The sequence below is a fragment of the Bradyrhizobium nanningense genome, assembly GCF_004114535.1.
GTDB lineage: Bacteria > Pseudomonadota > Alphaproteobacteria > Rhizobiales > Xanthobacteraceae > Bradyrhizobium > Bradyrhizobium nanningense.
On the sequence record NZ_LBJC01000033.1, the window covers coordinates 1 to 13,202 of the forward strand.

General features: G+C 64.1%; 16 protein-coding genes. 14 read left to right on the forward strand and 2 right to left on the reverse strand.

Annotated features, from left to right (window positions below):
* Nucleotides 1-193: 193 nt before the first annotated feature.
* Entirely contained in the window at nucleotides 194-856 is a 663-nt protein-coding gene (locus XH84_RS28755; RefSeq protein ID WP_206734151.1) for a hypothetical protein, read from the reverse strand.
* A 311-nt stretch (nucleotides 857-1,167) separates the two neighbouring features.
* Between XH84_RS28755 and XH84_RS28760 the strand changes: the two genes are divergently transcribed.
* The 8 genes from XH84_RS28760 to XH84_RS28795 all read left to right on the forward strand — a co-directional run bounded on the left by XH84_RS28760 (nucleotide 1,168) and on the right by XH84_RS28795 (nucleotide 6,099).
* Nucleotides 1,168-1,497 carry a hypothetical protein gene (locus XH84_RS28760; protein WP_128920488.1) on the forward strand — a complete coding sequence of 110 codons (330 nt, stop codon included), beginning with the start codon at nucleotides 1,168-1,170 and terminating at the stop codon, nucleotides 1,495-1,497.
* A gap of 20 nt (nucleotides 1,498-1,517) precedes the next feature.
* Nucleotides 1,518-2,108 (forward strand): TlpA disulfide reductase family protein, encoded by a 591-nt coding sequence (locus XH84_RS28765; protein WP_164936393.1) that lies wholly within the window; start codon nucleotides 1,518-1,520, stop codon nucleotides 2,106-2,108.
* Nucleotides 2,109-2,248: 140 nt separating this feature from the next.
* Complete coding sequence (locus XH84_RS28770; protein ID WP_128920490.1) at nucleotides 2,249-2,590, forward strand: BufA1 family periplasmic bufferin-type metallophore; 342 nt, start codon at nucleotides 2,249-2,251, stop codon at nucleotides 2,588-2,590.
* Nucleotides 2,591-2,639: 49 nt separating this feature from the next.
* Nucleotides 2,640-3,527 (forward strand): MNIO family bufferin maturase, encoded by an 888-nt coding sequence (gene bufB, locus XH84_RS28775; protein WP_128920491.1) that lies wholly within the window; start codon nucleotides 2,640-2,642, stop codon nucleotides 3,525-3,527.
* Nucleotides 3,511-4,299: an HvfC/BufC N-terminal domain-containing protein gene (locus XH84_RS28780; protein ID WP_128920724.1), complete on the forward strand. Its 789-nt coding sequence runs from the start codon at nucleotides 3,511-3,513 to the stop codon at nucleotides 4,297-4,299. The genes bufB and XH84_RS28780 overlap by 17 nt, the downstream gene beginning before the upstream one ends.
* Nucleotides 4,300-4,313: 14 nt before the next feature.
* A complete protein-coding gene (locus XH84_RS28785) occupies nucleotides 4,314-4,805 on the forward strand; it encodes a DoxX family protein (protein WP_245471883.1) in 492 nt (163 codons plus the stop codon).
* Nucleotides 4,802-5,434: an RNA polymerase sigma factor gene (locus tag XH84_RS28790; RefSeq protein WP_128920493.1), complete on the forward strand. Its 633-nt coding sequence runs from the start codon at nucleotides 4,802-4,804 to the stop codon at nucleotides 5,432-5,434. Before XH84_RS28785 ends, XH84_RS28790 begins: the two co-directional genes overlap by 4 nt.
* Nucleotides 5,431-6,099 (forward strand): NrsF family protein, encoded by a 669-nt coding sequence (locus XH84_RS28795; protein WP_128920494.1) that lies wholly within the window; start codon nucleotides 5,431-5,433, stop codon nucleotides 6,097-6,099. The genes XH84_RS28790 and XH84_RS28795 overlap by 4 nt, the downstream gene beginning before the upstream one ends.
* 283 nt (nucleotides 6,100-6,382) lie before the next feature.
* Here XH84_RS28795 and XH84_RS28800 read toward each other — a convergent pair whose 3' ends face one another.
* Nucleotides 6,383-7,141 (reverse strand): SDR family NAD(P)-dependent oxidoreductase, encoded by a 759-nt coding sequence (locus XH84_RS28800; protein ID WP_128920495.1) that lies wholly within the window; start codon nucleotides 7,139-7,141, stop codon nucleotides 6,383-6,385.
* A 164-nt stretch (nucleotides 7,142-7,305) separates the two neighbouring features.
* Here XH84_RS28800 and XH84_RS28805 point away from each other — a divergent pair, with 164 nt between their 5' ends.
* From XH84_RS28805 to XH84_RS28830, 6 genes are read left to right on the forward strand one after another with little or no spacing between them, the layout of a single operon-like run.
* A complete protein-coding gene (locus XH84_RS28805; RefSeq protein ID WP_128920496.1) occupies nucleotides 7,306-8,565 on the forward strand; it encodes an extracellular solute-binding protein in 1,260 nt (419 codons plus the stop codon).
* A 1-nt stretch (nucleotide 8,566) separates the two neighbouring features.
* A complete protein-coding gene (locus XH84_RS28810) occupies nucleotides 8,567-9,508 on the forward strand; it encodes a carbohydrate ABC transporter permease (protein ID WP_128920497.1) in 942 nt (313 codons plus the stop codon).
* The gene (locus XH84_RS28815) at nucleotides 9,501-10,349 is read left to right on the forward strand and encodes a carbohydrate ABC transporter permease (RefSeq protein WP_128920498.1); all 849 of its coding nucleotides are present in this window, start codon (nucleotides 9,501-9,503) and stop codon (nucleotides 10,347-10,349) included. The genes XH84_RS28810 and XH84_RS28815 overlap by 8 nt, the downstream gene beginning before the upstream one ends.
* A 22-nt stretch (nucleotides 10,350-10,371) precedes the next feature.
* The gene (locus tag XH84_RS28820; RefSeq protein WP_128920499.1) at nucleotides 10,372-11,469 is read left to right on the forward strand and encodes a Gfo/Idh/MocA family protein; all 1,098 of its coding nucleotides are present in this window, start codon (nucleotides 10,372-10,374) and stop codon (nucleotides 11,467-11,469) included.
* 9 nt (nucleotides 11,470-11,478) lie between these two features.
* Nucleotides 11,479-12,123 carry a ThuA domain-containing protein gene (locus tag XH84_RS28825; protein ID WP_128920500.1) on the forward strand — a complete coding sequence of 215 codons (645 nt, stop codon included), beginning with the start codon at nucleotides 11,479-11,481 and terminating at the stop codon, nucleotides 12,121-12,123.
* Complete coding sequence (locus XH84_RS28830) at nucleotides 12,120-13,169, forward strand: LacI family DNA-binding transcriptional regulator (protein ID WP_128920501.1); 1,050 nt, start codon at nucleotides 12,120-12,122, stop codon at nucleotides 13,167-13,169. The genes XH84_RS28825 and XH84_RS28830 overlap by 4 nt, the downstream gene beginning before the upstream one ends.
* Nucleotides 13,170-13,202: the final 33 nt, after the last annotated feature.

Sequence of the window (13,202 nt, forward strand, 5' to 3'; positions counted from 1 at the left end):
TTCATCTGGTCTCTCCTTGGAACACTGAAGCTTCGCAACCTCAGCTTCCTCGGTTCAGACCAGATGGACAACCTCCTGACAGACCACACCTAGGGCGCAGCTAACGCTTCGGAGCAATCTGCTCGTGATTGGTTCAACAGCGTCGGCGCCGAGTGTGGGAGCCGCGACCGGAAACCCCAAGAGCGCCTCAGGATCACTCAGGCCGCGCGATGATCTGGTGATGGGCGTCAACTCCGATGCGGCCGCGTTCCATTCCGTGCGGCTGGCCGCCGCTGTTGTAGATGACGAGCACGGCGTTGGCGTGAGTCGGCATGCCGGGCAGAGTCACGGTGACGCTGGCGGTGCCGTCGGTCTTTGCGGTGAAGCTGTTCGCCTTTCCGGCGCCGTCGATAGGCGTGAACGTGATCGGCGTGGTGTCGAAGTGATTCTCGAAGAGACTGTAGCTCGCGTTCGGCTGCAGATTCTTGAACGTCGCATCGAGCGTCACCTTGCCGTCCTTCTCCGAGATCGTGACGGTGCCGGTAGCGGACAGCCACGACCGGAGATCGAAGCCCAGCGGCTGGTGCTCGGCGTTGAACAACTTCAACGTCCTGGCGTCCTGGTCGATGAACGGTGGCCGCACTCCGGCGACGTGCTTGATGCCCTGCGGACCGGTCGCCTCCGTTGCTGAGGCATCCTCGACGAAGACCTGAGGGTCGAGCGTTTTCGGCTGCTTGGTTTCCGCCGAGAAGAAGGCAGCGTGAGTGACGAATTCCAGTTTCAGAGGCTGGGCCGCGAAGCTGCTTCCGACCGAAGCGAGGAGCAGTCCGGCCGTCGCGGCCGAGAGGATCAGACATCGTTCGAGCGATTTCTTCATGTGGAATCGTTGCCTTTCGAGGTGATAGCCGGTGCCGCCTAAGGCGCCGCGGGCGGGAGGCCTCACGTCTAGTTCGCTGCGATCCGCCCCGAGGTTACGTCCCGCGGCCAGAAATCACCGCTCCGGTCCCCTGGGTACGGATGCCCTAAAATTCCCTCGATGTGTCCGGCGGCTCGAGCGCGAACGATGCCCAAGACGGGGCCGGAGCTGACGTGGAACGAAGAGGCGAGATGGTCACACTGCGCGGCGACCTGTAACCTTTTTGGAGATGCAGCGAACTGATCCGCGGGTACTGCATGGGAAGTCGAAGCATGTCGCGCCGCGTCCGGATCACGCATCGAGCGAGCGGCGAAGTCATCGCGGAAGGACCGATTGGCCTCTTCGGGATCATGCCCTTCGAGGGCAACTACTACATCGCCCGCAAATACCTGAGAACCTCGCGACTGAAGCCGAACTGGGTTCCCGGGCTCTGCATCTACAAGTTTTTGTACGTGTGGCTCGACCTGCGTCTTCCAGACGGGACGCGAGAACCGTCGATCGGATGGCTGTACTGGCTGCCCAATCCGCTATTCTTCTTCGTCGCGTTCCGGCCGGCAGTCCCTCAATCGTCGCCGGCGCTGTCGGTGCTGGAGACGGCTTGAAGAAGGAAGCGACAGCGTGGATGCCCTCACGTCGCGCCATTCTGCTGCGCGCGCTGGTCGGCATGGCGGCCGAATTCGCGCCGCGCGAGGCGACCGCGGCTGAAGATGACGTTCCCGGGTTCGCATCCGGACGCTACCAGTTCACCATTCTCCGTCCGCCGCAGGAGTTGCCCCCGCTGCGGCTGTTTCGTCTGGAAGGCGGCACGATCGATCTGTCGATCCTACGCGGCAAGCCGATACTCGTGAACTTTTGGGCGTCGTGGTGCGCGGCGTGCCGCTTCGAGTTACCCGCTCTGGACAGGCTATATCGGGACGCCTGGCGGGGCAGGGTGCATGTCGTCGCCGTCTCGGAAGACCGCGGTCCGCGCGAAGCGGTCGCGCGTTTCGTCAAGTCGCTCGACTTGAAGGCGCTTCCGATCTTCCTGGACCCGAACGGATACGCGGCGTACTCCGACGCCGAGAACGCCAAGAAGGCGCCGTTTGCGCTCTATGGCATGCCGATCACCTACGCCATCTCGGGCTCCGGCGCAGTCGTCGGGTACATGCAGGGCGATGCGGATTGGTGGTCCACGGCCGCGGGCGACCTCATCGCCTATCTCGGCAGAATGTAACCTGGCGAAGGGCCGTAGGGCGCACGAGCCATGTAACCTTTACCAGTCACGCAGCGAACATCGGTACGGACGGGAAAAGCAACCCGTCGGACAGCGACCATGCACCTCGCAAAGTCGCTCCGAACCCGGAGGAACTCGAAATGTCCAATCGCACGCTCAATGCAATGGTTGCCGGCGCATTCGCCGTCGCTGTCGGAACGCTCGTAGCCACGTCGGCCACCGCGCAGGGCAAGGCCGACATGGAAAAGATGATGAAGGAGAAGCAGGCCCAGACCATGAAGGCGATGCAGGGCGGCAAGATGGAGAAGTGCTTCGGCGTGGCCCTCAAGGGCCAGAACGACTGCTACGCCGGAGCCGGTACGACCTGCGCGGGGACGAGCACCGTGGATTATCAGGGCAACGCGTTCAAGCTCGAGCCCAAGGGGACCTGTACGACCATGAACACGCCGAAGGGCGCCGGAAGCCTCACCCCGAAGGCCTGATGAAACCGGGGCGGGCCCCGCGGGCCCGCCCTCCATCCTCGAGATCGCCATGCGCTTTCTTTCGTCGTCGCCAGAAGATCGTATACCGGCGCGCGCCGGCGTCGGCCTCAAGGCCGAGCATTACCGCACAATCATCGATACGGCGCCCGACGTCGGTTTCTTCGAAGTACATGCGGAGAACTATATGGGGGCGGGAGGTCCACCGCACCGCTATCTGTCGGCCGTCAGGGAGCGCTATCCGTTGTCCCTTCACGGCGTCGGATTATCGATCGGCGCGGACAGGCCCCTGGACGAAGACCACATCAAGCGGTTGGGAGAGCTCAGGCGACGCTACACACCTGGCCTGTTCTCCGAGCATCTGGCGTGGTCGACCCATGACGCCGGTTTCCTGAATGACCTGCTTCCCGTACCGTACACGTCCGGGACGCTCCAGCGCGTCGTCGAGCACATCGACCAGGTCCAGACGGCGCTCGGCTGCGAGATGCTCCTCGAGAATCCGTCGACCTACGTCGCGTTCGTCGAGAGCACCTACGCTGAGACCGACTTCATCGCCGAAGTCGCCCGGCGTTCGGGCTGCGGCCTTCTGCTCGACGTTAACAACGTCTTCGTCGCGTCGACCAACCAGCAGTGGGATCCGGTCGCCTATATCGAAGGCTATCCGCTCGCAAGCGTAAAGGAGATCCATCTCGCCGGAAACCGCCGGCAGGCCGACGAGATCGGCAGGCCGCTTCTCATCGATACTCATGATCGCCCGGTCGAGGATGCCGTCTGGTACCTCTACGAACTCGCGATCCGACTCATCGGTCCGGTTCCCACCCTGATCGAGTGGGATGCCGAAGTGCCGCCTTGGCCGACGCTCGCAGGCGAAGCCGAACGTGCCGAAGCGATCATGGCCGCCAACCGTCCGGAGATGCCACGTGATGCAGCCGCTTGCTGAACTGCAACGGTCTTTCGCGGCCGCGCTGCTCGATCCCGCGCTTCCGACACCGGCGGGCCTGGTCGGCCCCGACGGGAAGCCGAGTTCGCGGCGCTTCGCCGTTTACCGCAACAACGTGATCGTCGGCCTGACCCAGACACTGAAGGATGCCTATCCCGCGGTGCACGGCATCGTCGGATCGGAATTCTTCCTCGCCTTGGCCCGCGCCTACGTCGTCGGTGATTTGCCCCGGTCGCCGATGCTCTTCGACTATGGCGCGGGCTTCCCGGACTTCATCGGCCAGTTCGAACCTGCTTCCGTGCTGCCTTATCTGGCCGACGTGGCGCGCATCGAGCGGGCGTGGACGGAGGCCTACCACGCAGCCGAGGCCTCGCCGATCGGTCTCTCGGCGTTTGTGGAAATCGCACCGGACCGGATTCCGGCTATTACCCTGGAGCTGCATCCATCGGTCCGGATCGTACGTTCGCGGTTTCCGGCGCTGACGATCTGGCAGATGAACGTCGACGGCGGCATTCCAGGTCCGGTCGATTTGGCGGCCGGCGGCGAAAACGCGATCGTCGTCCGGCCGGAGGCCGACGTGGAGGTTCGATCGATTCCGAACGGCAGTCCGGAGTTCATCCACGCGCTCGCATCCGGAAGGCCGGTGCTTGCCGCTTTCGAGGAAGCCAATGCCGCCGACCCGACTTTTGATCTTTCGGCGAATTTGTCGGATCTGATCCTGGCGGGCATGGTGGTCGGTTTCGGGTTCGCGCAGGAGCCGCTAGGGACATGAGATCTTTCCCGACCATGTCGACCGCCGAAGATGTCGTGCGGGACCTCCTGGAGCGTCTCGCGCAGGTCGCCCTCGTCGTAGCGCCGCCGGTGCTTCGCATCGCTCTGGCGCTGCCGTTCTTCAAATCGGGATTGACGAAGTGGGACGGCTTCCTGTCCCTGTCGCCGGCGGCGTCGTACCTCTTCGAAGACGAGTTCAAGCTGCACATCTTCGGACACGCGTACGATCTTCCCTTTCCCGCCGTGTTCGCGTACTTCGACGGCATCGCGGAGATCGTACTGCCGGTACTGCTGATCGTGGGATTCGCAACGCGCTTCAGCGCGCTCGCGCTCCTGGTCATGACGGGCGTGATCCAGCTCGTCGTGCCGGAGGGGTGGGCCAACTTCCATCTGCCGTGGGCAGCGCTTGCCATCGCCCTCATGGCGCTCGGTCCCGGCAGGCTTTCGCTCGACCATCTCGCCGCCTCGCTCTGTCGGCGCCGAGTCCCTGGCGGAGGCCGTCCATGACCGGGCGATCCGGCGGCCCTCCTCAGCTCAGGCTCGTCGGCAGCGAAGGCGACGCCGCGCCTGCCGTCCCCGAGCTCACGAGGCGCGACACCGACTGGGCGATCCTGATGGCCCATGCCCAGGACGGCGACAGGTCGGCCTATCAGCGCCTCCTTCGGGAAATCACGCCCTACCTGCGTTCGCTGGCGGCGCGCCGGCATCGCGACCCGAGCGACGTCGAGGACGCGGTGCAGGACATCCTGCTGACCGTCCACGCGATCCGGCATACATTCGATCCGACCAGGCCATTCGGCCCGTGGCTCGTGACGATCGCGAACCGGCGGTTCATCGACCGGCTCCGACGGCAAGGGCGCAGGCGGAACCGGGAAACGCCTTTGATGCCCGAACATGAAACCTTTGCCGAGCCCCAATCGAACCTGGAAGAGACACCCGACAGACACGAACTCGAAAAGGCGATTGACAAGCTTCCTCCCATGCAACGCAAGGCGATACGTTTGCTCAGGCTCAACGAGATGTCTCTGAAGGAAGCCTCCACGGCGAGCGGGATGTCGATCGCCTCGCTCAAGATCAACATGCATCGCGCGGTGAAGAGCCTGCGGAAGATCCTGGGCGATCGGAGCGAGCCATGATAGCCACCCCCGATCTCATCGAATCCCTCGCCGCGAACATGAAGCCGGTGCGGCGGCTTCGGCCGCCGGTGACGCGGGCGGCCTGCTGGCTACTGCTCGCAGCCCTGGTCGTGGCGCTTCTCGCGGTCAGTCAGGGCATCCGTCCGGACCTGGCGCAGCGGCTGCACGATCCGGCTTTCGCCGGCGGGATGGCCGGGGCCGCTTTGACGGGCGTGCTTGCGGCCATCGCGGCTTTCCTCGTCAGTCTTCCCGACCGCTCGCGACTGTGGCTGATCCTGCCCACGCCGGCCGTGGCGATCTGGTTGTCGAACATCGGCTACCAGTGCCTCGCGCAGTGGATATCGATGGGACCGAACGGGGTCAGTCTCGGCGAGACGATCCGTTGTCTTGCAACCTTGGTTCTGACGAGCCTGCCGTTGTCGCTCGCCATGCTGGTAATGCTGCGGTACGCGGCGCCGCTGCGACCGACGTCCGTGACGTTCATGGGCAGCCTATCGGTCGCGGCGATCACCGCAACGGCTCTCTCGCTCTTTCACGCCGGCGACGCGACTTTGATGATCATCATGTTCAACGTCGGAACGGCGGCCATGTTTGTCGGCCTCGGCAGCCTGTTCGGCCGTCGCATGCTCGAATGGATGGGCCCGCGCTCCGACATCAGAAACTAGCCAGCAGATCGCCCGATCGGATGGCAGTTCGGGCATCCTCCTCGAAAGACACTTTCGAGGCACGAAACGCGCGTTGTGTAACCTTTGCCGAGTGCCGCGGCCCGACTTTTCTCTTAAGTGGCGCACCCGACACCATTCCCGAGCGCTACCGCGGCGGGGTGCCTCCGCGGGCGCCTCGTCCGGTTTGACGGGCAGTCTCATTTTTGAATGTTGCGGCGCAAATGGTTTTGCAGTGCAAGCGGCGACCGGGCTGCGCCCGGATGCGTCCGCCATCCTCGGCATCTTACACCCAGCCGCCATCCACGATGTAGTGCTGGGCGGTGCAGGCGGAAGCTTCCTCCGAGGCGAGGAAGAGGGTGAACTTCGCGACCTCGTCCGGCATCAGCCGGCGCTTCAGGCACTGCCGCTGCTGCAGCTCGATCTCGCCCGCCGGCGTCATCCATTTCTCGAGCTGCCGCTCGGTCATGATCCAGCCCGGTGCGATCGCGTTTACGCGGATATTGTAGGGACCGTAGTCGCGCGCCAAAGAGCGCGTGAGACCGATGACGCCCGACTTGCTGGCGGTGTAGGCGGCCATGCCGCCTTGTCCGGCGATCCATGATACCGAGCCGAAATTAATGATGGCGCCGGCATTTGCCGCCTTCATGTCCGGCAGAACGGCTTGCGCCGCAAAGAACTGGTGCTTCAGATTCACCGCGATGCGATCGTCCCAATACTCAGGCGTCATCTCCTCGGTGTTGTGCCGTTCGTCATGCGCGGCGTTGTTGATCAGGATGTTGATCGCGCCGTGCGCCTTGCGTGCCTCCACGACTCCGGCGCGCAGCGCGGGGATGTCGGTGAGATCGACGTGTTGGAAATGCGCGGACAGTCCCTGATCGGACAGCTCGCGCGCGAGGCGCTGGCCCTCCTCGACTTTGATGTCGAAGAACACGATTTTGGATTTCTGCTCCGCGAAGCGCCGCACGATCGCGGCGCCAATTCCTGCCGCACCTCCGGTGACGAGCACGACCTTGCCGGCGAGGTCGGAATAGATGGCGGCCATGGGCACCTCTCAGTCTCTTGCGGGCGGCACGGTGGGCCGTCCCGATTCTTGTCGAGACATTAGCCAGTCGGTCCATGAGGTGCATAGGTCAGAATTTCAGTTGCGTACCTCAAATATTGAAGGCAGGATTGCGGTTCAAGAATAAGATCGGCCGGGAGGATGTGATGAGACTGCTCGGGAAACTGGGACTCGCCGCTGCCGCCTGCCTGCTTTGGGCCAACTCTGCCGCAGCCGACGCAACCGTGAAATGGCTGCACATTGAGGCCAATCCGGCCCAGGTGAAGATCTGGGAGGAGGTTGCGCGCGCCTACGAGGCGTCGCATCCGGGCGTGAAGGTCGAGATGCAATTTCTCGAAAACGAGACCTACAAGGCCAAGTTGCCGACCATCCTGCAATCCAAGGACCGGCCGAACATCATCTACAGTTGGGCCGGCGGCGTCCTGAAGACGCAGATCGAGGCTGGCGTCCTCGACGACATCACCGATTCCGTGAAGGGTTACAGCGACAGCCTCACGCCGGCGGCGCTCGCCGCCTTCACCAGCAATGGCCGCGTCTATGGCCTGCCGACCGCGCTGTCGCAGGTCGGCTTCCTCTGCAACAAGGAACTGATGGCCAAGGCGAAGGTCGATCCTGCCGCGATCAAGACCTGGGACGATCTGCTTGCCGCGGTGAAGACGCTGAAAGCGGCGGGCGTCAGGCCGATCGTGGTCGGCGGCGCCGACAAGTGGCCGCTGCACTTCTATTGGACCCATCTTGCGGTGCGCCTCGGCGGCAAGCCGGCCTTCGAGGTGGCGCTGAAGGGCGAGAACGGTGGCTTTGCCGGCGAGACTTTCCAAAGATCCGGCGAGCTGTTCAAGCAGCTCGTCGATCTCCAGCCGTTCCAGAACGGTTTCCTCGGCTTCAAGAACCCGCAGGCCGTCGGCTATTTCGGCGACGGCAAGGCAGCGATGACACTCGCGATCTCGACCGTCTACCACTTGCAGCGCGCGCTCGCCGCCGACAAGGTCGGATTGAGCGAGGACAAGATCTGCTGGTTCGATTTTCCGATCGTATCAGGCGGCAAGGGTGCACCGACGGATACGCTCGGCGGTATCACCGGCTGGCTGATCACCAAGGGCTCGCCGAAGGAGGCGGTCGATTTCCTGAAGTACTTCGTATCGAAGGACGTGCAGACCCGGCTTGCGGCGGGCAATTTCATCATCCCGGTGGTGCAGGGCGCGGACGCCGGTCTCAACAATTCCTTCATGAAGCTGATCGCGGCCAATCTCGCGAAGTCGAACTATCACCAGAACTTCTATGACCAGAGCCTCGGCCCCTCGGTCGGCCGCGTCGTCAACGACGTCACCGCGGAGATCGCCGGCGGCAGCATGAGCCCGCAGGACGCGGCGAAAGCGATCGAGGCGGCGTGGAAGCAGGGCAATTGAGGTGGCGCGGCGGATCGCGATCGCGTCGGCGATGAGCGTTGCCGGCGAGACGGCCCCGCGGGCCGCGCTTCGCGGCCCCCGCTGGGACGGCCGCTTCACTGTTCTGATCCTGTTCCTGCCGCCGGCGCTGCTGTTGTTCACCTTGTTCGTGGTGCTGCCGATCGGCGAGGCCGCCTGGTACTCGGCCTTCAACTGGAACGGGTTCGGCAGGCCGACCAACTGGATCGGACTCGACAATTACCGTTTCGTGCTGGAGACGCGCGCCTTCTGGCTCGCACTGCGCAACAACGGCCTGATCATCGCGGTCTCGCTCGCAATCCAGCTGCCGCTCGCGCTGACGCTGGCCCTGATGCTCGCCGAGCGCTTTCGTGGGGCTGTGGTGCTGCGCATGCTGTTCTTCATGCCCTACATCCTCGCGGAGATCGCGACCGGGCTGATCTTCTCCTTCGTCTATGACGGCGACTACGGCCTGGTCGCCTCGATCTGGCGCAGTTTCGGCGCCGAGCCGCCCCATCTTCTCGCCTCGACCGACACGGCGATGCTGGCGGTGCTGATCGTGATCGTCTGGAAGTACTTTGGCTTCCACATGATGCTGTTCATCGCGGCGCTCCAGAGCCTCGACAAGAGCCTGGTCGAGGCGGCGCGGATCGACGGTGCGACGCGGACGCAGGCGTTGCGTCACGTCGTGATCCCCTTGCTCTATCCAACGATCCGTCTGTCCGTGTTCTTCGCCATCATTGGCTCGCTGCAGCTCTTCGATCTCGTCATGCCCCTGACGCGCGGAGGGCCGGCCGATTCGTCGAACACGATGGTGAGCTTCCTCTACAACAACGGCATTTCCCGCATGCGGGTCGGCTATGGCAGCGCCATCGGCGTCATCCTGTTCGTGATCTGTCTGACCTTTGCCTTCACCTACAAGCGATGGTTCATGCGCGATGAGTAGGGCCGAGACCACCCGCGCGCCGTTCGATCCCGCCGTGCTGTTCAAGACGGTGTTCCTCGCCGTCGTCGCCGTCTTCGTGCTTGTGCCGCTGCTCGCGACCCTGCTCGGCGGCTTCAAGTCGCTCGGTGAATTGCGTGTCAATCCGTTCGGCTGGCCCACGCATTGGGAATGGCAGAATTATGCCGACATCCTGTTCTCGGCCCGTTACTGGCAGCTCCTGCGCAACTCGCTGATCATCTCGACGCTCACGGTGACGTTGACCTTGATCGTCGCCTCGATGGCGGCATTCACCTTCGCCCACGTCAGGTTCTTCGGTAGCTCGATGCTGCTGAGCTACCTGACGCTGGGCCTGCTGTTTCCGGCAGCGACCGCCGTGCTGCCGCTGTTCATCAAGGTGCGCGATCTCGGATTGCTCGATACTTATTTCGGCGTCGCGCTGCCGCAGGTCGCTTTCAGCCTTGCCATGAGCGTGCTGCTGCTGCGACGCTTCTTCAAGGACATTCCCTATGAGCTGCTTGAGGCCGCGCTGGTCGACGGCTGTAGCTACATCAAGTTCTTCCGCTACGTGACACTGCCGTTGTCGCGACCGATCCTGGCGACCGTCGGCACCATCACCTTCGTCAACAGCTGGAACGCCTATCTGCTGCCGCTCGTGATGCTCAACACCGATGCGCTCTATCCCTGGCCGCTCGGCATCATGATCTACCAGGGGGAGTATTCGTCCGAGTGGCACCTGATCCTGGCCTTCATCACGCTGACTATCCTGCCGACGATCATTCTGTTCCTGCTGGCACAGAAGCATATCGTCGCCGGCCTCACCGCAGGCGCGGTCAAGGGATGAGCAGGACTTCACGGAGAACGCAATGAGAAAAATCGGCGTCGGAATCATCGGCTGCGGTGTGATCAGCACCGCCTACCTCAAGGCAGCGCAGCGCTTCCCGTTCATGGAGGTGAGAGCTTTGGCCGACATGCGCAGCGATGTGGCGGAGCGGCAGGGCGCCGCCTTCGGGCTGCCGGCGATGCGGGTCGACCAGCTGCTCAAACGCGACGACGTCGAGATCGTCATCAATCTCACCGTTCCGCTCGCCCACACCGACGTCAGCCTCGCGGTGCTGAACGCCGGCAAGCACGTTCACTCCGAGAAGCCGCTCGGCATCAACGTCGCGGAAGCCCGCAAGGTGATGGATCTCGCCGCGCAGAAAGGGCTTCGCGTCGGCAGCGCACCCGACACGTTCCTCGGCGGCGGGCACCAGACTGCGCGCAAGCTGATCGACGACGGCGCGATCGGCACCCCTGTCGCCGGAAGCGCCTTCTTCGGCTGTCCCGGCCACGAGCGCTGGCATCCGGCGCCCGGCTTCTATTACTTGCGCGGCGGCGGGCCGATGCTCGACATGGGCCCGTATTACATCACCGATCTCGTGCAATTGCTCGGTCCGGTCGCCAGCGTGATGGGCTCGACCGCGCGCCCGAAATCGGAGCGTCTGGTCACCAGCCAGCCGATGAACGGCGCGCTGATTCCGGTCGAGGTGGCGACCCATGTTGCAGGCACGCTCGAATTCGAGAGCGGGGCGGTGGTCTCGATCGCGATGAGCTTCGACGTGCCGAAGCACCGGCATGCGCCGATCGAGATCTATGGCGACAAGGGCAGCATGTTGGTACCGGACCCGAACCGCTTCGGCGGCGAGGTGCAGGTCGCCAAGACCGGCGGTGAATTTGAGACGGTGCCGTTGACGCACGGTCATGTCGAAGGCGAGTTTCGTTCCATCGGCGTCGCCGACATGGCCTCCGCGATCCTGAACGACCGGCCGCACCGCGCCAGCGGCGCGCTCGCCTTCCACGTGCTGGAGGTGATGGAGGCGTTCCAGACTTCCGCCGACGACGGCCGACGCGTCAAGATCGAGAGCCGCATCGAGCGGCCGGCGATGCTGCCGGCCGGACGTGAAACCGGACAAATCGACTGAGGACAGAACATGCGCAAGGCAATGATTGTGTGGGGCGGCTGGCCGGGACACGATCCGGATCTGTGTGCCTCGATGATCCGCGGCTGGCTCAGGGCGGAAGGTTTTGAGGTCCGGATCGAGACGACGACGGAAGCATTCGGCGATCCGGCGATCCATGATCTGTCGTTGATCATTCCGATCTACACCATGTCGAAGATCGAGAAGGCGGACGCGCTCAATCTCTGCGCGGCGGTGCGCAGCGGCGTCGGACTCGCCGGCCATCATGGCGGCATGTGCGATGCGTTCCGCGAGTCGGTCGACTACCAGTTCCTGTGCGGCGGGCAGTGGGTGGCGCATCCCGGCAACATCATCGATTACAAGGTCGACTTGACGAAGCCGGATGACCCCATCATGAAGGGCCTGAAGAGTTTCGAGCATCGTTCCGAGCAGTACTACATGCATGTTGACCCCGCCAACGAGGTCTTGGCGACGACCACCTTCACGGGCGAGCACGCGCCCTGGATCGACGGCGTAGTGATGCCGGTGGTCTGGAAGAAGCGTTACGGCGCGGGCAGGGTGTTCTATTCCTCGCTCGGCCACCGCGCCTACGAGCTCGACGTGCCCGAGATCCGGACGTTGATGACGCGCGGCATGCTGTGGGCGGCGCGCGAATGACGGCTGGCGCGATGCAGCCGGCAGTTCGCGCCACGCTCGAGGATGTCGCGCGTGCGGCGGGCGTTTCGCTTGCGACCGTCGATCGCGTCGTCAACCGGCGCGAGGGCGTCCGTGCCAAGACCGTTGCGCGTGTCGAGGCCGCCGTCGCCAAGCTCGGCTACCGTGCCGACGTGGCGGCCGCCCGGCTGGCGCGCGGACAGAGTTTTCGCTTCGCCTTCGTGCTGCCGACCGGCAGCAACAGCTTCATGACCAATTTGACCGAGCAGGTCCAGCGCACCGCGGACTGGCTCGCCGGCCAGCGCGGCTTCATCGATATCCTCCATGTCGACGTGTTCGATCCGGATGTGCTGGCAGGCGCGCTCGAAAACCTGTCGCCGGTCTATCAGGGCGTCGCCGTCATCGCGCTGGACCATCCCAGGGTGCGCGCCGCGATCGACGAACTCACCGCGCGCGGGGTCGCCGTGGTGACTCTCGTGTCGGACGCGCCGAGCTCGCGCCGCCTGCATTACGTCGGTATCGACAACCCGGCCGCGGGGCGGACTGCCGCGACGCTGATGGGACGTTTCCTGGCCGGGTGCGAGGGGACGGTCGCCGTGATCGCCGGATCGTTGTCGCTGCGCGATCATACCGAGCGGCAGTTCGGCTTCCACCAGATCCTGTCCAGCGAATATCCGAACCTGGTCGCGCTCCCGGTCATCGAGGGCCGCGACGACAGTGCACGCACGCGGGAGCTCACCGCCGCGTTGCTCGCGCGCCATGCCGATCTCCGCGGCATCTATTGCTGCGGCGCCGGAAATCGCGGCATTGCCGATGCGCTGGAGGCCTCTGACCGCGCGCGGGAGGTGGTCTGGATCACCCACGAGCTCACCCAGTACACACGGCGTTTCCTGGTGCGCGGCACGCTCGATGCCATCATCAACCAGGATCCTGGCCACGAGGCGCGGTCTGCGGCGCGGGTCCTGCTCGCGCATTGCTCGGGTGAGCCGATCAGCCCCGATCAGGAGCGCATCCGCATCGACATTTTTCTGCGCGACAATCTGCCGTAAGCGACGCATCATCCTGCCGGATCACCGGCCGCA